The organism is Halobacteriovorax sp. DA5, from assembly GCF_002903145.1.
Classification (GTDB): Bacteria; Bdellovibrionota; Bacteriovoracia; order Bacteriovoracales; family Bacteriovoracaceae; genus Halobacteriovorax_A.
The window spans coordinates 375,988-402,157 of record NZ_PPDJ01000002.1; the positions used below are offsets into that span (position 1 = coordinate 375,988).

25 protein-coding genes are annotated in these 26,170 nt (G+C 37.3%); 14 read left to right on the forward strand and 11 right to left on the reverse strand.

Going from position 1 to position 26,170, the window contains the following annotated elements:
* Positions 1-22: 22 nt before the first annotated feature.
* The gene (locus C0Z22_RS05140) at positions 23-1,564 is read right to left on the reverse strand and encodes an FMN-binding glutamate synthase family protein (protein ID WP_103217270.1); all 1,542 of its coding nucleotides are present in this window, start codon (positions 1,562-1,564) and stop codon (positions 23-25) included.
* Positions 1,565-1,714: 150 nt separating this feature from the next.
* Between C0Z22_RS05140 and C0Z22_RS05145 the strand changes: the two genes are divergently transcribed.
* The 5 genes from C0Z22_RS05145 to C0Z22_RS05165 all read left to right on the forward strand — a co-directional run bounded on the left by C0Z22_RS05145 (position 1,715) and on the right by C0Z22_RS05165 (position 8,171).
* Positions 1,715-2,578 carry a fatty acid desaturase gene (locus C0Z22_RS05145; protein WP_103217271.1) on the forward strand — a complete coding sequence of 288 codons (864 nt, stop codon included), beginning with the start codon at positions 1,715-1,717 and terminating at the stop codon, positions 2,576-2,578.
* A gap of 100 nt (positions 2,579-2,678) precedes the next feature.
* Positions 2,679-3,635 carry a tyrosine-type recombinase/integrase gene (locus C0Z22_RS05150; RefSeq protein ID WP_103217272.1) on the forward strand — a complete coding sequence of 319 codons (957 nt, stop codon included), beginning with the start codon at positions 2,679-2,681 and terminating at the stop codon, positions 3,633-3,635.
* A 440-nt stretch (positions 3,636-4,075) separates the two neighbouring features.
* The gene (locus C0Z22_RS05155) at positions 4,076-5,047 is read left to right on the forward strand and encodes a ribonucleotide-diphosphate reductase subunit beta (protein WP_233189698.1); all 972 of its coding nucleotides are present in this window, start codon (positions 4,076-4,078) and stop codon (positions 5,045-5,047) included.
* Positions 5,048-5,050: 3 nt separating this feature from the next.
* Positions 5,051-7,420 (forward strand): ribonucleoside-diphosphate reductase subunit alpha, encoded by a 2,370-nt coding sequence (locus C0Z22_RS05160; protein WP_103217273.1) that lies wholly within the window; start codon positions 5,051-5,053, stop codon positions 7,418-7,420.
* A gap of 100 nt (positions 7,421-7,520) precedes the next feature.
* A complete protein-coding gene (locus tag C0Z22_RS05165; protein ID WP_103217274.1) occupies positions 7,521-8,171 on the forward strand; it encodes a hypothetical protein in 651 nt (216 codons plus the stop codon).
* A 27-nt stretch (positions 8,172-8,198) separates the two neighbouring features.
* On the opposite strand, the gene C0Z22_RS05170 is transcribed toward C0Z22_RS05165, so the two are convergent.
* From C0Z22_RS05170 to C0Z22_RS05180, 3 genes are all read right to left on the reverse strand, one after another.
* A complete protein-coding gene (locus C0Z22_RS05170; protein ID WP_103217275.1) occupies positions 8,199-8,519 on the reverse strand; it encodes a hypothetical protein in 321 nt (106 codons plus the stop codon).
* 10 nt (positions 8,520-8,529) lie between these two features.
* Positions 8,530-9,948 (reverse strand): DUF4105 domain-containing protein, encoded by a 1,419-nt coding sequence (locus C0Z22_RS05175; protein WP_103217276.1) that lies wholly within the window; start codon positions 9,946-9,948, stop codon positions 8,530-8,532.
* 107 nt (positions 9,949-10,055) lie between these two features.
* Complete coding sequence (locus C0Z22_RS05180) at positions 10,056-10,910, reverse strand: class I SAM-dependent methyltransferase (RefSeq protein ID WP_103217277.1); 855 nt, start codon at positions 10,908-10,910, stop codon at positions 10,056-10,058.
* A gap of 93 nt (positions 10,911-11,003) precedes the next feature.
* Between C0Z22_RS05180 and C0Z22_RS05185 the strand changes: the two genes are divergently transcribed.
* Both C0Z22_RS05185 and C0Z22_RS05190 read left to right on the forward strand, forming a co-directional pair.
* Complete coding sequence (locus tag C0Z22_RS05185; protein ID WP_103217278.1) at positions 11,004-11,579, forward strand: nucleoside triphosphate pyrophosphatase; 576 nt, start codon at positions 11,004-11,006, stop codon at positions 11,577-11,579.
* Between the two features lie 95 nt (positions 11,580-11,674).
* Positions 11,675-13,291 carry a YiiX/YebB-like N1pC/P60 family cysteine hydrolase gene (locus tag C0Z22_RS05190; protein WP_103217279.1) on the forward strand — a complete coding sequence of 539 codons (1,617 nt, stop codon included), beginning with the start codon at positions 11,675-11,677 and terminating at the stop codon, positions 13,289-13,291.
* A gap of 1 nt (position 13,292) precedes the next feature.
* Here the strand turns inward: C0Z22_RS05190 and C0Z22_RS05195 are convergent, their stop codons facing one another.
* Entirely contained in the window at positions 13,293-13,781 is a 489-nt protein-coding gene (locus tag C0Z22_RS05195) for a dihydrofolate reductase (RefSeq protein ID WP_199177521.1), read from the reverse strand.
* Positions 13,778-14,575 carry a thymidylate synthase gene (locus C0Z22_RS05200; RefSeq protein ID WP_103217280.1) on the reverse strand — a complete coding sequence of 266 codons (798 nt, stop codon included), beginning with the start codon at positions 14,573-14,575 and terminating at the stop codon, positions 13,778-13,780. Before C0Z22_RS05200 ends, C0Z22_RS05195 begins: the two co-directional genes overlap by 4 nt.
* A gap of 123 nt (positions 14,576-14,698) precedes the next feature.
* On the opposite strand from C0Z22_RS05200, the gene C0Z22_RS05205 reads away from it, so the two are divergent.
* Entirely contained in the window at positions 14,699-15,883 is a 1,185-nt protein-coding gene (locus C0Z22_RS05205; protein ID WP_103217281.1) for an exo-beta-N-acetylmuramidase NamZ domain-containing protein, read from the forward strand.
* A 27-nt stretch (positions 15,884-15,910) separates the two neighbouring features.
* Here C0Z22_RS05205 and C0Z22_RS05210 read toward each other — a convergent pair whose 3' ends face one another.
* The gene (locus C0Z22_RS05210) at positions 15,911-17,434 is read right to left on the reverse strand and encodes a sodium:alanine symporter family protein (protein WP_103217282.1); all 1,524 of its coding nucleotides are present in this window, start codon (positions 17,432-17,434) and stop codon (positions 15,911-15,913) included.
* A 165-nt stretch (positions 17,435-17,599) separates the two neighbouring features.
* Between C0Z22_RS05210 and C0Z22_RS05215 the strand changes: the two genes are divergently transcribed.
* Both C0Z22_RS05215 and C0Z22_RS05220 read left to right on the forward strand, forming a co-directional pair.
* Complete coding sequence (locus C0Z22_RS05215; protein ID WP_103217283.1) at positions 17,600-17,809, forward strand: hypothetical protein; 210 nt, start codon at positions 17,600-17,602, stop codon at positions 17,807-17,809.
* A gap of 148 nt (positions 17,810-17,957) precedes the next feature.
* Positions 17,958-18,290, forward strand: a complete 333-nt coding sequence (locus C0Z22_RS05220) for a hypothetical protein (RefSeq protein WP_103217284.1) — start codon at positions 17,958-17,960, stop codon at positions 18,288-18,290.
* A 58-nt stretch (positions 18,291-18,348) separates the two neighbouring features.
* Here C0Z22_RS05220 and C0Z22_RS05225 read toward each other — a convergent pair whose 3' ends face one another.
* Together C0Z22_RS05225 and C0Z22_RS05230 are read right to left on the reverse strand one after the other, a co-directional pair.
* A complete protein-coding gene (locus C0Z22_RS05225) occupies positions 18,349-19,059 on the reverse strand; it encodes a hypothetical protein (RefSeq protein WP_103217285.1) in 711 nt (236 codons plus the stop codon).
* A gap of 80 nt (positions 19,060-19,139) precedes the next feature.
* Positions 19,140-19,358 carry a hypothetical protein gene (locus C0Z22_RS05230; protein WP_103217286.1) on the reverse strand — a complete coding sequence of 73 codons (219 nt, stop codon included), beginning with the start codon at positions 19,356-19,358 and terminating at the stop codon, positions 19,140-19,142.
* Between the two features lie 114 nt (positions 19,359-19,472).
* On the opposite strand from C0Z22_RS05230, the gene lysS reads away from it, so the two are divergent.
* Positions 19,473-21,050 (forward strand): lysine--tRNA ligase, encoded by a 1,578-nt coding sequence (lysS, locus tag C0Z22_RS05235; RefSeq protein ID WP_103217287.1) that lies wholly within the window; start codon positions 19,473-19,475, stop codon positions 21,048-21,050.
* Between the two features lie 6 nt (positions 21,051-21,056).
* Here lysS and C0Z22_RS05240 read toward each other — a convergent pair whose 3' ends face one another.
* Positions 21,057-21,566, reverse strand: coding sequence for a hypothetical protein (locus C0Z22_RS05240; protein WP_146037802.1), 510 nt, complete (start codon positions 21,564-21,566; stop codon positions 21,057-21,059).
* 264 nt (positions 21,567-21,830) lie between these two features.
* Between C0Z22_RS05240 and C0Z22_RS05245 the strand changes: the two genes are divergently transcribed.
* The 3 genes from C0Z22_RS05245 (at position 21,831) to C0Z22_RS05255 (ending at position 25,111) form a co-directional block, all read left to right on the forward strand.
* Positions 21,831-22,493, forward strand: coding sequence for a hypothetical protein (locus C0Z22_RS05245; protein ID WP_103217289.1), 663 nt, complete (start codon positions 21,831-21,833; stop codon positions 22,491-22,493).
* 132 nt (positions 22,494-22,625) lie between these two features.
* Positions 22,626-23,960, forward strand: a complete 1,335-nt coding sequence (locus C0Z22_RS05250; protein ID WP_158246821.1) for an aminopeptidase P N-terminal domain-containing protein — start codon at positions 22,626-22,628, stop codon at positions 23,958-23,960.
* Positions 23,960-25,111, forward strand: coding sequence for an endonuclease/exonuclease/phosphatase family protein (locus tag C0Z22_RS05255; RefSeq protein WP_103217291.1), 1,152 nt, complete (start codon positions 23,960-23,962; stop codon positions 25,109-25,111). Before C0Z22_RS05250 ends, C0Z22_RS05255 begins: the two co-directional genes overlap by 1 nt.
* Positions 25,112-25,188: 77 nt before the next feature.
* Here the strand turns inward: C0Z22_RS05255 and C0Z22_RS05260 are convergent, their stop codons facing one another.
* Entirely contained in the window at positions 25,189-26,169 is a 981-nt protein-coding gene (locus tag C0Z22_RS05260) for a polyprenyl synthetase family protein (protein WP_103217292.1), read from the reverse strand.
* Between the last annotated feature and the right edge of the window lies 1 nt (position 26,170).

The window sequence follows — 26,170 nt, forward strand, 5'->3', positions numbered from 1 at the left end:
GGCCTAAGCTCTAGCATTTCCTTTATAACGTCTTATATGAAGGATAGATATCTTCGTAAGAGTTTACACCGTGATTACTATCGCGTTTAAAGATATCCTTACGCTTTAGATCCTTAACATTTTCATAGCCAGCAGCTGCGACAATTTCTCTAACGGCCTCAACTGTTGCGTGGTGAAAGTTTGCAACACGCTTACCTTTTTGATCCACATTAAGACCTTTAACGAGATCAGGGTTTTGCGTTGTGATACCAACTGGACACTTATTTGAATTACAAGTAAGAGCTTGAATGCAGCCAATTGCAAGCATCATTGAGCGCGCGCCATAACATGCATCAGCACCAAGTGCGATGGCCTTTACAATGTCAAAAGCTGTAAAAATCTTTCCAGCGGCAATGACTTTGATTTCATCCTTTAGGCCGTATTCAGTTAAAATATTAACGACAGCTGTTAGACCTTCAATTAAAGGTGTTCCAATTGAGTCAGAAAACTCTAAAGGGGCAGCACCTGTTCCTCCCTCGGCACCATCAACTGCTATATAATCAGGATAGTTTCCAAGCTCTTTAAAGGCCTCAACCATTTCGACAAACTCGTCTCTACGCCCAAAACATAATTTAATACCTACTGGCTTGCCTCCACTTAACTCCCTTAAGCGTTGAATGAAAGCAACCATCTCTGTCGCATCTCTAAACTCTTTGTGAGATGGAGGTGAGTCAACCTCAGTGCCCTGTTTAACTCCACGAATACGTGCAATTTCAGCAGTATTCTTTCTGGCCGGTAAAATCCCCCCATGCCCAGGCTTTGCACCTTGAGAAAGTTTTAACTCAATCATCTTCACCTGATCCAATGTGGCCTTCTCTTTAAAGCTCTTATCACAAAAGCCACCTTCTGGAGTTCGTGCCCCGAAGTAGCCTGTTCCAATTTGCCAAATAAGATCACCTCCACCCTTTAGATGATAGTCACTAATTCCACCTTCTCCTGTATTGTGAGCAAAGTTATTAAGCTTAGCACCAAGGTTTAATGCTTCAACTGCACGCGAACTTAGAGAACCAAAACTCATTGCAGAAATATTGAATATTGAAAGATTGTATTTCTGATCACAATGCTTGCTCCCAACCACGACTCTGAGATCTTTTTGGACTTCATAAAATTCTTTAGGATACATTGAATGATTGATCCATTCATAACCTGTTTCATAAACGTCTTTTTGAGTTCCAAAAGGTTTTGTACTAAGTGCTAGCTTTGCTCTTTGATAGATAACGTTTCTAGTTGTTCGTGGGATGGGTGTTCCATCTTCATCTGATTCAATAAAGTATTGATAGATCTTAGGCCTTAGATCTTCCATAACATAACGAAAGCGTCCAACAACAGGATAGTTGCTCTTTAGTGTATGCTCACTTTGCACTAAATCGTAAAAACCCAGTAAATAGATTGGGACTAAGATTAAGTACTGATAGTAGAAGAACTCATTAAAAAAGACTCCAGCAAATATCGTTGCCACGTTTGTAATAAGAAAAAACAACCAAAATAATTTACGTGGACTAACCCCGCGACCAAGATAGGCCATAGATACCTCATTCGTAGTGAACAAATTATGTTTTAATTTGTCAGTTTTATACTATTTATGACTTACTTATCGTCAACATTTACATTTGTTTTACAATGAAATTGCTCGTGAATTGTTAAGATTAGTTAAACACAAACACGAGAGACACCTATGTGCAAAAAGACTTATTCATTAAAAAATCTAAATAAAACAAATACACTCTTTCTTTTAATCACACCACTAATTGCTATTGCAGGAACAATTGCATGGCTTAAAATTGATGGTTTTGATTGGAGAATTTTAGCGTTATCGTTAATTTTCTATATCGCAACGGGGCTAGGAATAACGGCCGGATATCACCGACTATTTGCTCACAGGTCCTACCAAGCGAGTTGGCCAGTAAGACTTTTACTACTGATATTTGGAGCTGCGGCAGTACAAAACTCTGCACTTAAATGGTGTAATGACCACAGAGTTCACCATGGAAAAGTAGATACCGAACTGGATCCATACAATATCAATGAAGGGTTTTTCTACGCTCATATGGGCTGGATTCTACTTTTAGAAGATCAAAATGAGTACAAGTACTCTAAGGACCTACTAAAGGATCCAATGGTTATGTTTCAACATAAATTCTATCTTGGCTTCGTTGCACTTTTTAGCTTTGGCCTGCCAGCACTCATTGGATACCTATGGGTAGGATCTTGGCTAGGTGGCCTATTTGTGGCCGGTGTTGCTAGAATTGTTTTTGTTCACCACTGTACATTCTTTATCAATTCACTATGTCACGTTGTTGGGACTCGCCCTTACGATAAAGGACAAACAGCACGTGATAGCTGGATTATGGCGCTTTTCACATATGGTGAAGGTTATCATAATTTCCACCACACATTTCAAACTGACTACAGAAATGGAATTAAATGGTATCACTTTGATCCAACAAAGTGGCTCATTCGATCTTTAAACTTCGTAGGGCTTACGTGGAATCTTAAGAGGACACGTCCTGAGTTAATTCAAGCCAAAATTCAGGCCTAAACGAAGCTTATATACCTGTTAAAGGCACACCAGAATAGAAATGGTGTGCCTTTTTTTTCCTCCACCATACCCCAGATAAAAACCTTGCTAAAATTGATATATGTTCGATTTAAAGCAAGAAGATATTGGTCATGACTTTATTCTCGATGAAGAGTTTTTTGAAAACTTTACTTCATCTCATACAAGAAAATCTTATCTAAATGATATTAACCAATTCTTATGCTGGATTAGTGATTACTATAAGCTTAATGACTACGATTCAATTGAGCGTATACATATCATCAAATTTAGAAATTACCTCTCTGAATTTGGAGGTCACAATCAAAACCCTTCAACACCAAAGACGATCAATCGAAAGCTTGCGAGTTTAAGCGCATTCTTTAAGTATCTCGTCGAGAAAAATCAACTTAAGGCCAATCCTGTCTCAAGTGTTAGAAGACCAAGAAGTGAAGTTAAATCCCCAACTAATGCCCTTAACAAGCAACAGGTTTTAGAGCTATTTTATCATATGGGACAAAATGAAAAGAGCAAGTATCTTCACTTAGCACTCTTTACAACGTTCTTTACAACGGGACTTAGAAAGAGTGAAATTTTAAATCTACGTTTTAAAGATTATCAAATACAAGGCGCTAATAAGATTCTTCAATATCGTGCAAAAGGTGGAAAGCTTGGTAAGAAAGTTTTGAATCCTATCGCGATAAAGGCCCTTGATGAATATATTGAATGGATGAATGAGAATGAACGAGACACAGCAGAAAATGACTGGCTTTTTCAACCAACTAGAAATCCAAGTGATCCAACAAATTTAAACAAACCTATAAACCCGAGAACAATTAATGAGCTTTTAGACAAGTATGCTCTTAAAGCAGGTATCGGATTTAAAATTACTCCCCATTCGGCCAGGGCCACTTTTATCGGAGAGCTCCTAGAAATTGGTGTCGATATCTACACAATTGCAATTGAAGTAGGTCACGCATCAGTGAAAACAACAGGTGAATACGATAAGAGAAGAAACAAAATTAAAGAGTCTCCTACACTAAAATTAAACTGGGAATAAGTTAGTTTTTTTATTTCGCACCCCATTGTTCGTATATTTTAACAAGATATAGTAGTGTCAAAAATATTACGGCCACAATATATGGTATAAACACATCGTGTCAAAGACTCCCCTTGCTGATAAAAATTAGATGACAGAATTTTTAAGACAGTATTTTTTTTCTAAAAATAAGACTTGAAAAAGTGCCGAAACCCCTTGTTTAATGGGTCTAGAAAGACACATCAACCTGATCAAGTATAAAAATTAGCGGCCCTTAAAAAAAAAGAAATATCTATTGAGTCTTGTGTATTGAAATAGAATGTAGGCAGTCATACACTGAATAAGAACAACACAACACGATCTTATTAAATAACATTTAAGAGATTTTATATTTTTTTTACTAAATATAAGTTGCATGTATTTAGCACACACACGCTATTGCAAAAGTTAAGGAGGAACTTGTGACTTCACCAATTCTAGCACAGAATGACGATAGATTCGTCCTTTTCCCAATCGAATACAATTCAATCTGGGAAATGTACAAAAGACACATGGCAGTTTTCTGGACTGCTGAAGAAATCGACTTGGCCCAAGATATTACTGACTGGGAAAAGTTAAATGACAATGAGAGACACTTCATTACTCACGTACTTGCATTTTTTGCAGCAAGTGATGGGATTGTTAATGAAAACCTAGCTGTACGTTTCTACAATGATGTACAAAACCCTGAAGCTAGATGTTTCTATGGTTTTCAAATTGCAATGGAAAACATTCACTCTGAAACTTACTCTCTACTAATTGATACATATGTAAAAGACGCTAAAGAAAAAGATCGTCTTTTCCACGCTGTTGATCACTTTGAGCCAGTTAAGAAAAAAGCTGACTGGGCAATGAAGTGGTTATACTCAAAAAATACATTTGCTGAAAGATTAGTTGCATTTGCTGCCATCGAAGGAATCTTCTTCTCTGGTTCATTTTGTGCAATCTTCTGGCTAAAGAAAAGAGGCCTAATGCCAGGTCTATGTACTTCTAACGAGTTTATTTCTCGTGACGAAGGTCTACACTGTGAATTTGCAGTTCTTCTACACTCACTACTTGATAAAGAAGAACAATGTAGCAAAGAAAAGATCAAAGAGATCCTTACTGAAGCAGTTGAAATTGAAAAAGAATTCATCACTGATGCAATTCCAGTTTCTCTAATTGGTATGAATGCAGACCTGATGAAGCAATATATTGAATTTGTAGCTGATTTCTGGATGCAACAATTTGGTCTAGAGACTCACTATGGTGCAGCGAACCCATTTGACTGGATGGAGCTAATTTCTCTTGAAGGTAAAACAAACTTCTTTGAGAAGAGAGTTTCTGAATACCAAAGACCAGGTATTCTTTCTGAAAAATCAGAAAACACATTCACACTAGACGCGGAGTTTTAAGAAATGTACGTACAGACAAGAAGTGGCGAGAGAGAGCCAATTAAATTCGATAAAATTACAGACAGAATCAATACACTTGCCTTTGGACTAGAAGGTAATGTTGATGCAACAATGATTACTCAAAAAGTAATCGAAGGTATCTACGACGGTATTACAACAACTGAACTAGATGGACTTGCAGCCGAAACAGCTGCATACCTTGCAACAAAGCACCCAGACTATAACGTACTTGCTGGACGTGTTGCAGTTTCTAACCTTCACAAAGAAACAAAAGGTTGTTTCTCTGAGAACGTTAAGGAAATGTACCACTATGTTAACAAGGCAACTGGTGAGCACGCTCCTCTTGTTTCAAAAGAACTATATGAAACAGTAATGGCAAATGCTGAATTACTAGATAAGACAATCGTTGATAAGCGTGACTTCAACTACGACTACTTTGGATTCAAAACTCTTGAGAAGTCTTACCTTCTTAGAATGGATGGTAAAATTGTTGAAAGACCAGGCCAAATGCTACTTAGAGTTTCTGTTGGTATCCACATGAATGACATGGATGCTGCAATTGAAACATATAACCTAATGAGCCAGAAGTTCTTTACTCACGCAACTCCGACTCTATTTAACTCGGGAACAACTAAGCCACAGCTTTCTTCTTGTTTCCTACTAACAATGAAAGATGATTCAATTGATGGAATCTACGACACTCTTAAGCAAACTGCACTGATTTCTCAGTCTGCTGGTGGTATCGGTCTATCAATCCACAATATTCGCGCAAAAGGTTCATTCATCAAGGGAACTAATGGTACGTCGAACGGAATCGTTCCAATGCTAAAAGTTTTCAATGATACTGCTCGCTACGTAGATCAAGGTGGTGGAAAGCGTAAAGGTTCATTTGCAATTTATCTTGAGCCATGGCACGCAGATATCTTCGAATTCCTAGAAATGAAGAAGAACACTGGTAAGGATGAGCAAAGAGCGCGTGACCTTTTCTACGCACTTTGGACGCCAGACTTATTCATGAAGCGTGTTGAAGAAGATGGACAGTGGTCACTATTTTGCCCACATGAGTGTCCAGGTCTAGCTGAATGTTATGGTGCAGAATTTGAAGCTCTTTACACTCGCTACGAGGCAGAAGGTAAAGCTAAGAAAACAATCCGTGCACAAGACCTTTGGTTTGCAGTACTTGAATCACAAACAGAGACTGGTTCTCCGTACATGCTTTACAAAGATGCAGCTAACGAAAAATCAAACCAAAAGAACCTAGGTACAATCAAGTCGTCAAACCTTTGTACTGAAATTCTTGAATATACAGCACCTGATGAAGTTGCTGTTTGTAACCTTGCTTCAGTTGCTCTTAACAAATTCGTTAAGACTGACAAAGATGGAAATGTAACATACGACCACAAACACCTTTATGAAGTTGTTTACCGTATGACGAAGAACCTTAACAGAATCATCGACATCAACTACTACCCAGTAATTGAAGCGAAGAATTCTAACATGAGACACCGTCCAATCGGTCTTGGTGTTCAAGGTCTTCAAGATACTTTCTTTATGATGAGACTACCATTTGAGTCTGAAGCTGCACTTCAGCTTAATAATGACATCTTTGAGACAATCTACTTTGCAGCTGTAACTGCTTCAAAAGATGATGCAATCATTGATGGGCCATACTCAACTTACGAAGGTTCTCCAATGTCACAAGGTCAATTCCAATTTGACATGTGGGGACATACTGCTCACTCAGGAAACTGGGACTGGGATGGACTAAAAGCAGAAGTTGCAAAGCACGGTGTAAGAAACTCTCTTCTAGTTGCTCCAATGCCAACGGCATCAACTTCACAAATCCTTGGTAACAACGAGTGTTTTGAGCCAATCACTTCAAATATCTACGTAAGACGTGTTCTTTCTGGAGAATTTGCAGTTGTTAATAAATTCTTAGTTCGCGACCTAATTGATCGTGGCCTATGGGATGATACTTTAAGAAATGAAATCATTGCTAACAATGGTTCAATTCAATCAATTGAAAGAATCCCAGAGGATTTAAAAGCTCTATACAAAACTGTTTGGGAAGTTAAGCAAAAAGCAGTTATTGATATGTCTGCTGGACGTGGCCCTTATATTGACCAAGGTCAGTCACTTAATATTCACCTTGAAAACCCTAACTTCGGGAAACTTTCTTCAATGCACTTTTACGCTTGGAAGAAAGGGCTTAAGACAGGTATGTACTACCTACGTTCACGTGCTGCAGTTAACGCTGTTCAGTTCACAGTAAAGAATGAAGGTAAGAAAACTCCTGAGCAACTTGAGCAAGAAGCGGCAGCAATGGTTTGTTCAATCGACAATCCAGAAGATTGCCAAATGTGTGGAAGCTAGAAGTTACATTAAAATTAAATTTGATCCAACTCCGGTTGAATCGAAGTGCTAGAAAGAGGGGCCAAGGGATTTGGCCCCTCACTACATTTAGAGCGATAATATGAAAATTGAAACAAATCAAAAACAAGATAACGCAAAATTTTGGCAAGAGGGATGGGATAAAGGCTTCACAGGCTTTCATCAGAGTGAATACAATCAGGCCATGATTGATTACTTCGGCGATCTTGATCTAAATGGAAAAACTGTACTCATCCCCTTATGTGGTAAATCACTAGATATGATCTATCTTGCAAATAAGGGGGCAAAAGTAATTGGCGTTGAAGTCGTTAAAGATCCTGTTGAACAGTTTTTTAACGAGAATGAAATTGAATTTAAAAATAATGATCAAGTCTATTGTTCTAAAGATGGAAAGATCGAAATCCATAACAAGGATTTCTTCAAGATCGAAGATTTAGGTAAAATTGATTTTCTCTACGACCGAGCTTCAAATGTAGCACTTCCAAAGTGCATGAGAGAAGAGAAGTACTACCCTACAATCAAGAGATTAATCCAAGAAGAGACAAAAATTCTATTGATTACAATGGATCATGATGGATCTCGTGACTTTGGTCCTCCTTATGCAATAAACAAAGAAGAAACAAAAGAGCACTACCCATTGATTGAGCTGACTAATGAAGATAGTTCTAAGGCAATGGAGCGATTCCAAGAAGAAGGAATCAAGAAAGTAAGACGCTATATTTGGGCCAACTAAAAAAGCGGGCCCAAAGTATAAGCTAAATTAGTAATCGTAGCTTGCAAGAAGTTTAAGACAGTCAGTTTCTGGAGATTCAAACTCAGCTCCGTCTGACTCAATACACTCTTCTAGCCTTCCTTTAAGTTCAATCGACATCTCTTGACGTTCTTCTTCTGTCACAACACCATCTGCAATAATGTGTCCAGCTTCTTCAAACTCATCAGTTGTTAATGCATCATTAATTGATTCAGTCGTCGTAACAAATGGTGAAATTGTTAAAATAGTTGAAAGCTCTCTCTCAGAAACACCATCTGAATGAGCATTTAGACTTAAAAGTGTCATAACGATTAGTGCGATATTTTTCATAAACTCTCCTTTATAAACGTTTTCGTTTGTTGATATCTTTAATTAATTCTTTCGTTGTTTTTATATTCAAAGCGACTTCTTTAATTCGCTCAACTCTGTGCATAAAGTGAATACGATAGAATTGATCAATTCTATTTGTGACATCATTTGCCTTAGGTTTCTTTCCTTGTCTTAAGAGTAAATTGCTCTGTCGATACCAATCCTTATACTCGCTAGCAAGAGCTTCAAATTCATTGGCAATAGATGCGTTTTCATTTTTTGAAGCAAGCTCGAGTAAATTCATATTTTCTGTCGAAAAGGCCATTGTTTCTAGAAACACAAATGCATGTAAAACTGAGGTATCATTAGAATCTTGACGAGAATGACGATGATGAAACATCTGCGCTTTAGCGGCCCTTAAACTAGGTTCAAGTAAGAGATAATCTTCAAAGCTTTTGACATCAAGTAATGCAAGACTCTCTAAAACCTTTTTTGATTTCTCTTTTAAAGTACGACTCTTTTTAGTACTTACATATCCACTCTCTTGTAATTCTTCTAAAAGACCCTTTGGAGTAGAAATATTTGAGCGCAATTTAGTGTGGCCAAAAGCTGCTCTTATGAGCTTGTATGATTCTGTCGCACAATTTGCAGAAAAGAACTTGTAGCGTCCCATATCTTTGTTCTTATATAGATTAAGCGCATGAGAGATAAATCGTCTCTTATCACGTCCTGTTACATTCAGGTCGTATTGGTAGAGGTCTCTAAATTCTTCATAATTATATTTTTGTTTAACTTGGGCAAGTGACATGAAATCAATCTTTGCAGCATAACCACCAAAGATACCTTTGAAAAAACCAGGAGATAAATCATCAACATCGGCCGCAACACCAAGAACAAATTCGACCTGATCTCTTGTTGGACAATTCTCTATATCTAGCTTACATGCAGAAACATAGAACATACTGTGGCCAAAGCGGCTCATTGCACTCTTTCCATTAGAGGCCATAAGGTATGAAATCTTAGTTATACGATTCGTATAAAAACTAATTTCAACAAGGCCCATTTGATTAAAAATAAATGTTGAAAAATGATTATCACACTTACTTGATGTGGGCCTTATACCTGTAACATCGGCCATGAATTCATAAATAGCAAAACGCTCACATTTAAAATTTTCATCGAGATAAAAACTTTCTAAGACTGAAGAAAACTCTTTAGCTGGTGATTTGAAATCAGATTCTAGATTAAGAGACTTGTAAATAACTTGCCTCTTTCTTACGCCCCCATGATGAATCGAACGTATACTTCTTTTCCAATTTGTCAGTGAAAGAAATTGATCCCTATGGGCCTCACTTAACTTACGAAACTCTAGTTCTCCAGCAATAGCTGGCACTATCATTAGGCACATGATGAGTGTCGTAAATAATTTAGAAGTTAGACGTAATTTCATAATTACTATAATTACGCTAAATTAAGGCCATTCTGTTAAGAAATGAAAGAATGTTAGAGGCCGTCTACTCTCTAGACGGCCATTAAATATATGAAATTATAGAATTTTTAGTTCGCGTTAGCGCTTGCTTGAACAAAGCTATAGTAGAAAACCGCGTTTGGATCATTAGAGACTTTCTTTAGCTCAATTCTCATCTCATCAACTGTCTCTTGATCCACACGTCCTTCTTTTACAAGTTGAGGGGCCGCAGACAAGAGAAGCTCACACCAATAATCGATGAATTCCTTTCTCTTATCGGGACGTCGATTATCAAGGTGCCACGTCTTTGATTCCACCTTAATATTTCTAAAACCTTGTTGCATAAGAAGGTTTCCAAGTTTAGCACCAATAAACGGGTCACCGCCCATATCGTATTGATAGTCATTAAAGGCCTGCCAATACTTCCAAGTATTTGGAGAATATGGATCAAGAAGAAAACTAGAATTCATAACTTCAGTAATATAAATACGCCCGCCAGGTCTAAGAACTCTTCTTGCTTCAGAGAGAACCTTTGCTGGTTCAGGCACATGCTCAAGAATCCAACACAGAAATGCTCCATCAAACTTACGTGAATCAAAAGTTAAATTTGTTGCATCCATCTGATGCAGTTCAAAACGATCCTTAAAAGCACCATTAAGAGTGCTCCCGAGAAATTCCTTTGCAGAGGCAAGCTGATGTTCACTGCGGTCGACGCAAGTAATGTGCATATCAGGAAATCTTCTTAAAAGTATTTCCGTTTGAGCACCAACGCCACATCCAATCTCAATTAATTCCTTTACCCTCGAAAGATTTACATCCTTATAAACAGTTTGTTCTGCAAAACGGGCCTGAGCACGTAAGCGATCCTGTTCAGTTTGGTCAAAACCATGAAGATATGGAAACTCGCTAGGATTTACATTATTATTTTCATTATTATCAGACATAGATTACCTCAATAAAGTTTGGGTTATTATATCATGAATGGCCCAAGCGTGATAGATTTGCTAAGTTATGAGAAATCGTTTTCGGAGTAAATTATGCAGTTAATATTAGGAAGTTCATCACAGTTTCGCCAAGCACAATTAAAACAGCTAGGCCTAGAATTCACATGTATTTCACCAAATATTGATGAAGAGGCCATAAAAACACAAGGCCTTACTCCACTTGAGGTTTCTCGTGAATTATCTCTACAAAAAGCACAAGAGGTTCTCAAAACTAATCCTGAATCAATTATCATCGGTGGAGACCAAGTCCTAAACTTCAATGGAGAGATTTTTAATAAGCCAGAAACACCAGAAAATGCTTTTAATCACTTAAAGCGCCTACAGGGTAGTACGCATGAGCTCATTACAAGCATTGCTGTCATCTCAAAAGAAAAGCAAGTGATTGAGACTGTCGTCTCTAAAATGAAGATGAAACCATTAACAGATGAACAGATCAAGCGCTATATCGAAATTGATGAGCCACTATGGAGCTGTGGTGCTTATAAACTTGAAACACTTGGAATCGCGCTTTTTGATGAAGTCGAATGTCCAGATCACTCTTCAATAATCGGGCTACCACTTATATCACTCTCAAAAATCTTAGAAGATTTCGGTATCAAGGTTCTATAAATAACTGAAAAAACTAGTAAAACAAATATCTGACTAAATAACTCCCTCAATATTACCGATGAATAATTGGTATTGATAAATATGAGGGAGTTATCATGATGAGAAAGAGTGCAATAGTTGCTCTTATGGCAACCAGCTTATTCGTTTCGAGTTGTACGAAAGACTATGCAGACATAAATAGAAAAATATCATCAGTAAGTCTCTACGGCCCAGAGGTCGAAACCTATTATGATCATGAAGAATTAGAAAATTATCAAAATAGAATCGAAGAAATTCTAGTCTGGCGCCACAACGCTATTGATTTCATTATCGACATACAAGAACAGAAAGTCTTAAAGAGTAGTCAAATCACTACAATGCACGAAGAAGGAACTGAAACCTACAAACGATTTAGAGATTCGGTATGGCCAAAAATTGATGAAACCAAATGGATTGTTGATCGCTATAACGAAGTAATTATCACAACAGATCGTCCATCAGAAATTTTAAAGAAGAAAAAGAAAGTAAGAACGAATCATAATCAAAAAAGAGATGCCCACGAAAATTATCGTTGGCAGAAATACAAAGAGATTACAATTAACCCAACTGATGAATTAGGTAAGGCCCTTATCTATGACATGAAGATGTCTATCGCTACAGCTCTTGTTATGTACGATAATTACATGATTGTACTTTCACAAATACAAGAGATGAAAAAGATTCGCCACCTCATTAACTACGATAATGCTGAATTAAAAAATCAACTAGCAAAGATTACATTTAGCTACAACAAATATGACAATTACAATCGCGTTGAACGAGGCTTAGAACAATACCAAAACCTTCTAAAGTTCTATGCTGAAAATAATATTGCAACAGACCGTGCTAATTACTACCTAGATTCTCTCATTCAATCATCTATTAGTTTTGATAAATTAAATAAGGAATTTAAAAAAGGAATTCTTGGCAGAAAGATTTCGATGATCTGGCGCTATATTGGCGACTACTTTAAAGAGAGTAAAAATAATGCCACCCATGTTATTTCAAAAGGTTTTGGAAACACTGCAGGCCTTGTTCAAACAAGACGTGGAAAGCTTTATGATCCATCTCCAGAAAAAATTCAGGAGCTTGAGGCACAACTACAACCTCTTGATGTTTTACTAGAAAAGACACCATTTAGACTTACAGATAAATTCATTCCTGGTCACTGGGGACACGTTGCCATTTGGACTGGAAATAAGGCCCAGCTTCAAGAATTAGGAATATGGGATCATCCTGAGGTCGTCCCTTTCCACGATGAGATCGAAAATAAAGGAAAGCGAATTATTGAAGCACTTAGACCAGGTGTTCAGTACAATACTCTTCATCACTTTATGGACATTGATGACCTAGCTGCTGTTCGCTACCAAAGAGAGTTAACTCGTGAGCAAAAACAGGATTACTTAATCAATGCTTTCAAACAAGTTGGTAAGGTCTATGACTTTAACTTTGATGTTGAGACTGATGAGAGAATTGTTTGTTCAGAACTTGCTTACGTCACTTTTGATGATATGGAGTGGCCTGTGGCCAAGGCCGCTGGGCGCTATACAATCTCACCTGATAACGTTGGTGAAAAAGTTGGAGATGATAAATCATTTACAACAGTTTTACTGATTCACGACGGAAAAGAAGTAGCAAAGGATCTCAATGGAAACTTTGCTCAACTTATGAAAGATAGTACTTTAATTAAATAGATTACAATCGATTTAAAACAGAGAATTTCCAAGCTGGGGAATTCTCTGTTTTTTCAAAGAATACCTCTTCACTTACACTAAATTCACTTCGGTCAAACTCAGGAAAGAACACATCGGCCTCTCCTTCAAAATCAACTTCAGTTAAATAGATTCTATCAACCATTGGTAGGTAATATTCGTAAATGAATGAGCCACCAATAACCACGGCCTCTTCTACTCCTGCAGCTTTTAAATTATCTAAGACTTCTAGTGGATTAGAAAAAACTTCGCAACCTTCTATCGTTAAAGAAGGATCACGAGAGACGACAATATTGCGTCTCTTTGGCAGAGGCCTGCCGATTGAATCATAGGTTTTTCTTCCCATAATAATCGGCTTGCCACTTGTTATTTTTTTAAAATTTTTCAGGTCCTCGCTAATATGCCAAAGCAGATCATTGCCCTTGCCTATTTCACGATTCTTCCCTATTCCAACAATTAACGAAAGGATCAAACTGAAACCTCTCCTGCAATATGTGGATGGGCCTCATAGCCTTCAAGCTTGAAGTCTTCATAAGTAAATTCAAAGATTGATGTGATCTCTGGATTTACCCACATCTTTGGAAGTGGATGTGGCTCACGCGTTAGCTGAAGCTTTGCTTGATCCAGGTGATTTAAGTAAAGGTGAGCGTCACCCATTGTGTGAACAAAATCACCAAGCTTAAGACCTGTAACTTGCGCTAGCATCATTGTGAATAATGCGTATGAAGCGATATTAAATGGAACACCTAAGAAGATATCTGCAGATCTTTGATAAAGCTGACAAGATAATTTCATATCAGGTGAAACATAGAATTGAATAAATGAGTGACACGGTGGAAGTGCCATATTATCAACATCGGCCGGATTCCATGCAGTTAAAATATGACGACGAGAAAATGGATTTTCACGTAAACCTTTTACAAGATTTGCAACTTGGTCAACTTCGTCTCCATTTGGAGTTTTCCAGTGACGCCATTGGTATCCATAAACAGGTCCAAGATCACCGTTTTCATCTGCCCATTCATCCCAGATGCGAACTTTATTTTCTTTAAGATATGCAATATTTGTATCACCTTTTAGAAACCAAAGAAGTTCATGAATGATTGAACGAAGGTGACATTTCTTAGTAGTAACTAAAGGAAATCCTTCTTCTAAATTATAACGAGCTTGATAACCAAAAACTGAAATTGTTCCCGTACCTGTGCGATCTTCTTTCTTTTGACCGTTTTCAAGCACGTGTTTCATAAGATCTAAGTATTGTCTCATCCGTGTGTCTCCCAAGGTTGTGTGTGTTTTCTCTAAACTCAATTATAACGAAATAAGCACGATTTTAATAGCTTGCAACTCGTCAAAAAGGCCCATAAAATATTACAAATAAGGAAATATATTATGATAAAAATAGGATTAGAGCGTCTAAGAGATGACGCAAGTTTACAAAATAAAATTACAGGAAATATTGCATTACTTTGTCACAGTGCAAGCGTCGATACAAACTTCAAGGTTGCCCCAATTATTTTCAAGGAAATTTTTGGAGATCGATTCAAAAAATTATTTGGCCCTCAACACGGCTTCGTTAGTGACGTACAAGACAATATGGTTGAGACTGATCACTACACTCACCCATTCTTTGGTGTGCCAGTTTACTCACTTTATAGTGAAACAAGAAAGCCGACTTCTGAGATGCTTGAAGGTATTGATACTTTTGTTGTGGATCTTCAAGACGTTGGAACACGTGTCTACACTTATATTACAACAGTTACATATCTACTTGAAGAATGTTCAAAGCACGGTATTAAGGTCGTTATCCTTGATCGTCCTAATCCTGTGGGACTTGAAAAGATAGAAGGAAATATATTAGAAACTGAGTATAAGTCATTTGTAGGTGCACTAGAAATTCCACAACGCCATGGACTTTCAATGGGAGAATACGCACTCTTGGCCAAAAAGAAGCTAGGTATTAACGTTGAACTTGATATTATCGAAGTTGAAGGGCTAACAAGAGCAATGTTTTGGAAAGACACAGGACTTGCCTGGGTTAATCCATCTCCAAACCTACCAACACCTGAAGGATCACTTACATTTTGCGGAACCGTTCTTTATGAAGGAACAAACTTAAGTGAAGGACGAGGAACAACTCGCTCCCTTGAAGTTGTTGGCCACCCAGCAATAGAGGCCTACTCTTTTGTAGACTCACTTAAAGAGACACTTAATGAAATTGATAACGGAAGCTTTATTTTACGTCCGGTAAACTTCATGCCGACTTTTAATAAACATGCTGGAAATGCATGTGGCGGAGTTCACATTCACGTGACGAATGAAAAAGAATTCAATTCATGGCAAGTTTCTCAATATCTTTGTCGTGAGTTTAAGCGCGCCCTAGGAGACAAATTCCAGTGGGATGCTAAAGACTATGAATATGCGTTTGGCAAGCTGGCCATTGATCTTATTAACGGAAGTGAATTTGTCAAAGACTGGGTAGAGCGTCTAGGTAGCATGAGTGAACTTCGTGAGTTTGAAATTAAAAATCATAAAGAGTACTTAGAAGAAATTGAATCAATAAAAATTTATAAATAAAAATGGCCTCTTTCGAGGCCTTTTTTATTAATTATAAGTTTTCATCTGACCAGACTTAAAACGTGTAATATAATCGTCCGCTTTCGCTTTAAGAAGATTTGAGAAACAAACCATTCCGATAATATTAGGAAATGCGATTGAAAGAAGCATTAAGTCTGCAAAGTCTAGTACGTGACCAATTTCAAGAACAGGACCTAAAATAATAATAAATACGTAACAAAGACGATAGAACTTCACACTTCTAAAACCAATCCATTTCTCAAATAGAAATAAAGTTGCTCTCTCACCATAATAAGACCAAGAGATAACTGTCGAGTAAGCAAAAACACAAATGGCCATTAATAGACAATAAGGTGCCCAATCACCAAGAGTCGCAAAAGCATATGCCGTCATCTCTACACCTTTACCTGCAACACTAGGTTCAATGTGAGCGTTAGTAACAAGAAGAGTTAGGGCAGTAATTGTACAAACAATATGAGTATCAATAACTGGCCCAATCATCGCAACAACACCTTCTCTAACAGGCTCACTTGTTTTGGCCGCAGAGTGGGCAATGGCAGCTGATCCAAGCCCCGCCTCATTTGAAAAAGATGCTCTTTGAATCCCTACAAGCATAACAGCGAAAGCACCGCCAAAAACAGCGTCAGGTGTCATTGCCTCTCTAAAGATCATCGAAAACATATGAGGAATATTACTATAATTTGAAAGAATAATTGCGAGACAAGTAAAAACATAGAATGCGCACATTATTGGAACTAGCTTTGAAGTAACCGTTCCGATTTTTTTGATCCCACCAATAAGAACAACACCTGCTAAGAATGCAAGGATAATCCCTACGATCCACGGTGAAGTACCAGGGTGCTGGTCGGCAATAATTTTAAAAGTTTGGTTTGCTTGAAATAAGTTACCACCACCAAATGATGCTCCAATAGTCATTATGGCATAAAAGATACCAAGGAACTTCCCTACCCAAATGAGCTTAGTTTTCTTAAACATTTCAGTTAAATAAACCATTGGCCCACCTAACATATCTCCATTTGAAGTCTTATGCTTAAACATTTGCCCAAATGTAGAAGAAGCAAATTTCATCGACATCCCAAAAAAGGCAATAATCCATAGCCAAAGCACAACTCCTGGACCACCTTTACCAATGGCAAGAGCAACACCTGCAATATTACCAAGACCAACAGTTGCTGAAAGTGCGGATGTTAGCGCTTGGAAGTGAGTAATATCCCCTTCATCCTCAGGGTTATCATACTTTCCACGAATTACATCAATGGCGTGCTTAAAAAGTCGAATATTAATAAATCCAAGTCTTAGCGTGAAGAATACACCACCAAAGACCATGACGAACAAGATTAATGGCATATCAATAATTGGAATATTCCAAAAAAGAAATGGATAGTATTTTCCATTTATGACACCAAATATATTATTAACTTTATCTTGTAGATCAAGCTCGCTTTGAGCATAGTCTTGGGCGTAGGTACTTAGGGTGATGATAGAAAAAATAATCCCCATCAACGTGCGAGACATTGCGATTTTAATCATTAAACAATCCTTTGTTTTAGTTTACTCTCTCAAAATTCGTATGCGTTTTTTATTGTGTCACAGTAAATTTTATAGAAACTTTATTGATCTTGTCACCTTTTTTATTTTCGGGCCCATTAAAATCGTGTATTCTTATTTCTTATAAAGATTTAAAAGGAGTAAAAAGTGAGTAAGTTACCAACGCTTGAAGAAGCGATTGAAATCGTAAAACCACTTGTTAAGTATTCAACAATTGATAATCAAAAACATATCGATCTAACAGTTGCTACGGCCGATAAGAGATTTATTAGCCAGCAGGCGCTAATGGTTATTAAGACTTCAATCGAAGCAGGCCAAGCAGATGAAAAAGAAGTGAACGCTCGCCTAGGGCTTTAATCTTCAAATCAGTGCAGATTCTTGTCTAAGTCATGAGAAAGACCTACAGGAATCTGCGAAACTGAACCCACTCGCTTATTTTCTATACACCCTTGTAAGCCTTACACCAAACAAAGAATCCCAACCGCTTAAGTGCTAAAATAAACCTATGAAAGCACTACTACTAGCTCTATTCATTTCAACTCATACACTAGCGGCCATTCCACTAAGTGGAGATGATGAGAGATCAATTAACAATATCTCTAAGATGGCCATGCAGAATGTGCAGCTTAAAGAGATGACAAAAAAGCTAAATCTAGCAATTTTTGAATATGCAAAAGTTAGAGACCTAGCTGATCAGGACTACGCTTTAGAGTTAAATAATATTGCATCTGAGTTAACTCATTTAAATGACCACACAAGTGAGCTTTCACCAGAGTATTTAAAAGCATTAGAAGAAGATATTGAATATATCCATCAAGATTTAATCGAGATGAGATAACCCCTCCCCCCAAAGAAATAATAAGACAAAAAAAGACCGAATTAATTCGGTCTTTTTTTTAATCAGCTCTTAAAAATTTTTGATAAATTAATCGATAGTCTTTACCAGAGTGATCACTAATGAAGATTTCACTTTGTTCGATGGCCATCCCGTAATAACGAGAGTCCTTATTGATATCGAAACGATACTGATAAGAACGATAAAGGTAGTATTTAGAGTCGTTGTGCTTTGTATAGATACCTACATCAAATCGATCATCAGAAATGACATTATAAACGTAATACTGAGATCCAACTAATTGCTGAACTTTCGGTGGCGCACCGACATTATTGAGCGTGTAATCACATAGTGACGCCATATAGAGATTATTTTCTGTTGGAATTTTAGTGATAAAATTCTTAACAACACCCTTCGTCCCCTTGAAAGTTGGAGTTGTATTGTAGTCATTAGGCACTTCAATATAAACACCGATATTTGAAATATCTCTTATCGTTGGGTCCCCATAAACTTTTTGACGACGAGAAAATATAAAGTCTTCTGAAAATACACCACGTAAAATATTATCGTGATACTCTTCAAGTCCTTCACACATTCTAGTTAGTCGAGTTAAACTAACTTCACTTAAGGCCACATTCGATATCTGCAACGCCTCACCCGCACGGATTACACCACGATCATTTTGTTCATCCTTTCCATAATCTTCACAAGAAGATAAAGTTAAAACAAAAAATATAGGCCATAGTAAAACGACAAAAAGGCTCTTAAACATCAAATTCTCCAATAAAATAGATCGTTATATTATTCTAACGAATAAAAAGAAATTGAGTTCTGTTAATTTCTTACAATTAATCAATCGATAATGCGATAGTCGGCTTCAATCACATCTTTATCACTAGCTGGGCCTGTACCAGATTGATTTTGACCTGAGCGATAAGAGGTATGTTCATGTTGTTGGTATTTTTGAGTCGTCGGCTTAGAACCAGACAAAACGCCAGTGTTTCTAAGAATCTTTCTTATCTGAATAAAGATAAAATAAAAAATGGCGGCCTTAATTAATGCTGCAAACATGCTTAAAATCTAGCATAAAAGTAGCAAAAATATCATTAAAAATCTTAACTACGTGAAATTATTTTGTTATAGTGTGAGCGATTTCGAAATTATTATTTAAGCAGTAGGTATCATATGACAGAAAAACTGAATCTAGTTCACTGGGCCGACATGACGGCAGACCGCATCATTCGTCAACACGGCGACAAAAACGACTATGTAGTCGCAAGTGGGATCACACCATCTGGTGTTGTTCACTTTGGTAACTTTAGAGAAGTAATCACAACTGACCTTGTTGCTCGAGGCCTTCGTGCTCGCGGCAAGAATGTTCGCTTTATTTTCTCATGGGATGATTACGATACATTTAGAAAGATCCCAGCAAATCTACCAAAACAAGACGAATTAGCTCAGTACTTATTCCAACCAATCGTTGATACTCCAGACCCATTTGGAGAGCACGAAAGTTATGCCGCTCACCACGAGCATAATTTCGAAGAGCAACTTAAGAAAGTTGGAGTTGAAGTAGAACCAATCTATCAAGCAAAGAAATACCGCGCTGGTGATTATAAAGACCAAATCAAACTTGCACTTAATAAGAGGTTTGAAATTCGTGATATTTTAAACCAACACAGAAAAGAGCCGTATGGTGATGATTACTATCCAGTATCTGTCTACTGTGAAAAATATAAAACAGATAAGACGACAATCCTTTCATGGGATGGCGAAAGTAAGTTGCGTTATAAGCACAATGAGCACGACTATGAAGGTGAAATCGATATCAACACAACAAGTCTAGTGAAACTACCATGGCGTGTTGACTGGCCAATGAGATGGGCATTTGAAAAAGTTGACTTTGAACCAGGTGGTAAGGACCACTCTTCTCAAGGTGGATCTTTCACAACGGCCAAAGACATTGTAAAAATCTTTGATTGGGAAGCACCAATTTACCTTCAATACGATTTCGTATCGATTAAAGGTCTTGGTGGAAAAATGAGTTCATCAAAAGGTAACCTTGTTACAGTTAATGATATTCTAAAAGTATATGAGCCAGAAATGGTTCGTTGGATTTTTGCTTCTTATAAGACCAATGTAGATTTTGCGATCTCATTTGATTTAGATGTACTAAAGACTTATGAGGACTTTGATCGTCAAGAGCGTCTAGCTTATGGGCTTGAGCCAGGAAATGAGAAGAAAGTTGCAATGGCAAAGAGAGTTATTGAACTTTCTCAAATTGGAGAGCATCCAACTGAGTGCCCATTCCAACCATCTTTTAGACACCTTTGTAACGTTCTTCAAATTAATGATGGAAATATTGAAGCTGCACGTGCCTACTATGCTGATCAAATCAAAACTGAAAGAGACGAGAGACGCTTTAGAGAAAGAAGTACTTGTGCTCTTCATTGGCTACAAGAGAATGCTCCAGAAGAATTTAAATTTGCTATCAATAAAGAAGCAGTTGAAATGGAGCTAGAAAGTAATGTTCGTTCATACTTAGATAAACTTGTTTCACTATGTGAATCTGAATGGGATTCTATTGCAGACGATAAAGAATTCAATGATAAAATGTATGAGATTATGCACGAGCTAGAACTTAAGCCAGCAGATATCTTTGCACCGATCTATCAAAAACTAATTTCACGTGAAAAAGGCCCTAAGCTTGCTGGTTTCATCCGTACAATCGGGAAAGAGCGTGTAATTAAACTTCTTAAGTAAGAATACTTAAAAAATCTTTTTAAATACTAGGCCATCCTTAGCGATGGCCTTTATTTCAATTGGGTACTCTCTAAATTGTTTTAATCTTTTGGCCACTTCAAGGTCATTCTTTGATAATAAGCATAGTTTAAACTTTTTGCGATCAATATAGCATGAGCTTAAATGAGTATGTGCTATTTCGGCCTTTATAATCGCAAGGCCACACTTTCTGGCCTCACTCTCAAGTTCAAGCATTGTATTCATTATCGTTTTATAGTCAGAGACACTACGAGAAGAACCTTTAAATATCTTTGACTCGAGAATGATATTTCCTTCCAGATGAAAGCGAATCTGCATCACTTCCCTTTTAATTACTCCGTATAGTGCATATGAGTGTCTTAATAATTTCTTGTCCCAACGAGTAGGGCCACAAACCATTTGATCATTGCAGTATACCTGCTGCCCCACAGTTTTAAGGTTGACGTACTCATTACTTAAGGCGTGAATTTTAACTCTTTCAAAGAAGCTCATTTCCATAAATAAGTTTTCGGTGAAGTTATAGATCAATGTGAATAAATCCTAAATATTGGTCACAATGGGAAAAATAGTGGCATTAGGGGCCCAAAAATCTTGATTTTTTGTAAAAACTCCTCGATTTAAATGTCATTTTTTGTGAAAAATCTTAGAATTTCTTACAATGGGCCTAAATATTGCGCCTCTAAATTATTGAAATTGTCACACTTCTTCTTTGTTCATAAAACATAATTAACAAAATAAAAAAAAACGAGAGGGGTTTTATTTATGAAAAAATTTTTAGTTGCTGCTGCTTTATTCGTTACATCTGCAATGGCCATGGCCGAAACTTGTCATGTTGATATGGTTGCCAGAAATGGCCGCTCAATCGATAAATTCTCATCTTATGATTATGATTTTGAAGCCGCTTGCCGCCAGGCCCTTAGGCAATGTACACGCGAACAAGATAGAAGATCATATGATCCAGTTGTTTCAAGAGCGACTTGTAATGTAACTTCAAGAAGGCCAGTTCCACCACCACACCAGAGAAAAGAAGTTTGTTCATTCAACTTAGTTAACACACAAAACGGAAGAGTTGTTGATACATTTACAGCTCAAGCAAATAACGAGCACCAAGCTTGTCGTAAAGCAGATGATAAGTGTTTTGATGCAAGATACACGAAGCAAAACCCATGGAAATTCTCATGTGAAAAAATCCGTGGAGGTTCAAGACCAACACCAAGACCAAACCCAACTGTAACAAGATTTTGTACAGTAGATAGAATCGCAAATGGATCAATCTCAGGACGTGTCGTACAAACTTATACGTCAAGTGCAACTGCAATGTCAGCATACGAAGCAGAAAGCCGTGCTTGTCAAAAAGCAACAAGTGACTGTGCAATGGATGCCAGATATAGCCAACGTCGTGATACTTGTATGAGAAGATACTAATTATCGAATTTTTATAGAAAATCTAATACTCCATTAGATTTTGGTTGTAGCAGAGGGCGCCTTTTCCAGGGCGCCCTCTTTGCGTTTTGGGCGTAATTTGATATGATGCCAATCATAAAAGTGAGGTATCAAATGACAAATAATGTCTATAGTAATCGTCGTAAACAACTTCTAAATATGATGGATGATGGAATTGCCATTATCGCTTCAGCTAAATATGCACATAAAAGTAATGATACGGAATTTCCATTTCGCCAAAACTCAAACTTTCGTTATCTAACTGGATTAACGGAAGCAGATAGTGCACTAATTCTTTCTAAAAAGAATGGTGTTGAAAAACAAATTATCTTCGTTCGTCCAAAAGATGAAATTGCTGAGATGTGGGCCGGAAAAAGACTTGGGCCACATAAAGCAAGTGAACTTTTAGGAACAGATGAAGGTCACTCAATTGAAGATCTTGATAAGAAATTAGAAGAACTTCTTCCTGGACACAAAAGCCTATACGTTCACCTAAGTGAGCGCACAGATATCGCTGACAAAGCTAGAAAAATTGCGGCCTCTTTATTTAGCAAAAAAAGAGCACAACAAGAATTGCCACCAGAGACATTTAAGAATGTTGGGCATTTAATTGAGAAAATGAGATTCATCAAAGATGAAACTGAAATCGCACAAATGAGAGAGGCCATGATTGTTACAGATCGCGCCCATCGTGCGGCAATGGCCCTTGCAAACCCAGGTGTTTCAGAGCAGGAAGTAAACGCCCTGATGACTTACCTTTTCATGAAAGGACCAACTCAAGGAAGTGCTTACGATAATATTATTGCAGGTGGAAATAATGCTAACTGCCTTCACTATATTAAAAACGATGAAATTCTAAATGCAGGAGATCTGCTTTTAATTGATGCTGGTAGTGAGTTAAATGGTTATGCGACAGATATCACTAGAACTTTCCCTGTAAGTGGAAAGTATACTGGAATTCAAAAAGAAGTTTATAATATTGTTTTAGAATCACAATTAGCGGCCATTGAATTATCAAAGCCAGGCAACAACGCTACAATTCTTCATAACAAAGTTAGTGAGATTCTAACTCAAGGACTAATTGATCTTAAGGTTCTTGAAGGAAGTGTTAGCTCAAATATTGAACAATCGAATCACAGAAAGTTCTTCCCACACGGAACAGGACACTGGTTAGGTCTCGATGTTCACGATCAAAACCCATACCTAGTTGATGGAACAAGTGATCCGATGCCATTTACTAAAGGCTGTATCTTCACTATTGAGCCAGGACTTTACTTCTCAAATGAATTCACAAATATTCCAGAAGAACTAAAAGGAATTGGAATTAGAATTGAAGACAATATTCTAATTACAGATAATGGACATGAGAACCTATCTCACATGATCCCTAAAACTGTTGAAGAAGTTGAAGAAGCTTGTGCAAAAGATGTAAAGGACTTCCTACTGTAATGAAAACGACAAATCTTCTTTTAGTTACACTATTTATTTTCTTAGGTGCTTCATGTGCTACCAATGATAGACGAGATGATGAAATTCATCTCGTTCATTGGAATATTAAAGAACTAGACAACACAAAACTTAGTAAAAAAAATGATCAGCTAACAAGTGTTAAGAATATTCTGGAAAAGCTAGACTTTGATGCCATTAGTGTAAATGAGATCCAATACGATCTACCAAATGGAAAAAACCTAGAAAAACTTTTAGGACAATTAAAAGAAGATACGAGTGAATTTGCCTTTAGCTTCACTCAGGCCAACACAGGAAATAAAGCAAAGAAAGTTAATGGCAAGTATTCAAAAGATAGAAAGAATGCCGATCAAGTCAACTACGGCTTATTTCCTGGACAGTACTCAACTGGTTTTGCCTCAAAGCATCCAATAAAAGAGGAAATTATTGTAAAAGATCTTCAGTGGAAAGAGTTTAATCCGGCCGCTGACTTTTCAAAATTTCGTGATGGTGCAGGAAAAAAACTGCCTAAAGAAATGGAACTTTTTGATAAGAGCTTCACTCACCTAGTTGTTGAAGTGGCCGATCAAGATGTACACATCATTCTTCTTCACACTGTTCCAAGTTATCACTTTGGAAACCGCCAAACTCCAAACTATGAAAGAAATCGCGATCAACTGCGATTTCTAGAGTGGTATGTAACGGGAGCAACAAACTTCAATGTAAAACTTCCAAAGAAGTATGCACACTTAAAACCAATTCATAAAGAAGATCGAGTCATCATCATGGGTGATTTCAACACTTCAATCTATATGAATAATCCAGGTTCTGTTGTTCTTAGAAGATTATTTAATCACCTAAATCCTTGGCTTAAAAACCCAGGGCCAACAAATGAGCGCCAAACTTTTGCGGCCAATCGCAATCCACTAACACTTGATTACATCGCATACAGAGGGCTGAAGCTAATGGATGCAGGAATTTATAATCCTGAAACACTTGTGAATAAAGGCAATGTATTTTGCACGCCACCAAGTCAGCTGCCAAAGTATATGGTTAAAGGATTAGATAAGCGTGTAAGTTGTATCGATGACGATGCAATTGAGCTTAAGAAGGCAAGCGACCACTTCCCTATCTGGGCAACGTTTAGACTTTAAAAGAAAGGCCAAGCTAAAGCTTGGCCTTAAATATTTTGTGAGTAATATAATTATCAAACATTAGACAGTTAAGTATCTTAAACCTGGCGATTTAGAATAAACCCACCAATAAGCTCAAGAGGCTTGATCGTTTCAGCTAAGCGCTCTTCATTGAACCCACGAGAAATTAATTCTGTGCGAATTTCGTGAAGGATATCATTAGCTTCATCAACAAGTGCTGTTGCTTCATTTTTAATATTAGAAACATTTTCTGAGATTTCTTCGAGATTAACGATATCCTTAAGCTCGCCACCTTTTTGATACTCATCCATCTTAAGAGGATTTGCCGCAAGATAGTCATAGACAACTGAGTTAACTAAATTCTGCTCTAGATCAAGGTGAGCATCCTTTAGGCTTTCTCCATCACTGAAATCAAGTGTGTCATCTACCATCTGGAAAGCAATTCCGATTAGGTGGCCAAAACGTGCAGCTTTAGATGCAAGCTCTTGATCCTCTACACCAAGGTAAGCTCCAGACCAACAGCACCACCCCATAACAGAGGCCGTTTTATGAAAAGCAATTTTTTCAATAATTTCTTTCGAGTACTTACGAGAATCGAGAGCATCAGACTGAACCCATTCACCAATTGCAAGATCTTGAATTACCTGAGACATGCTTTGAAGAACTTTGATTGAGCCAATTTTAGAAAGGCTTAAGATAACGTCTGCTAGCAGATAATCTCCAGCAAGAACGGCCTTCTTATTTGATGCCTCAACATTAATTGAAGGATTCCCACGCCTTTGCGTTGCGCCATCAATAACATCATCATGAGCAAGTGAAGCAGCATGAACCATTTCAATTGCACGAGCACATATTGCGACATCCTCTTTTTCGTGCGCATTAAAAAAATCTGCCATTAGATATGTCAGCATAGGACGCAGGCGTTTTCCACCAGATAAAACAGTTTTAGCAAGAACTTCCTTAATTGCTTTAAGGCAGTTTTCGGACTTAATTTCTAGGTCAATATTGACCGCTTTCTCTAAAATTTGTGGAGGGATGCTTTCAAAAAATTCGTTCATA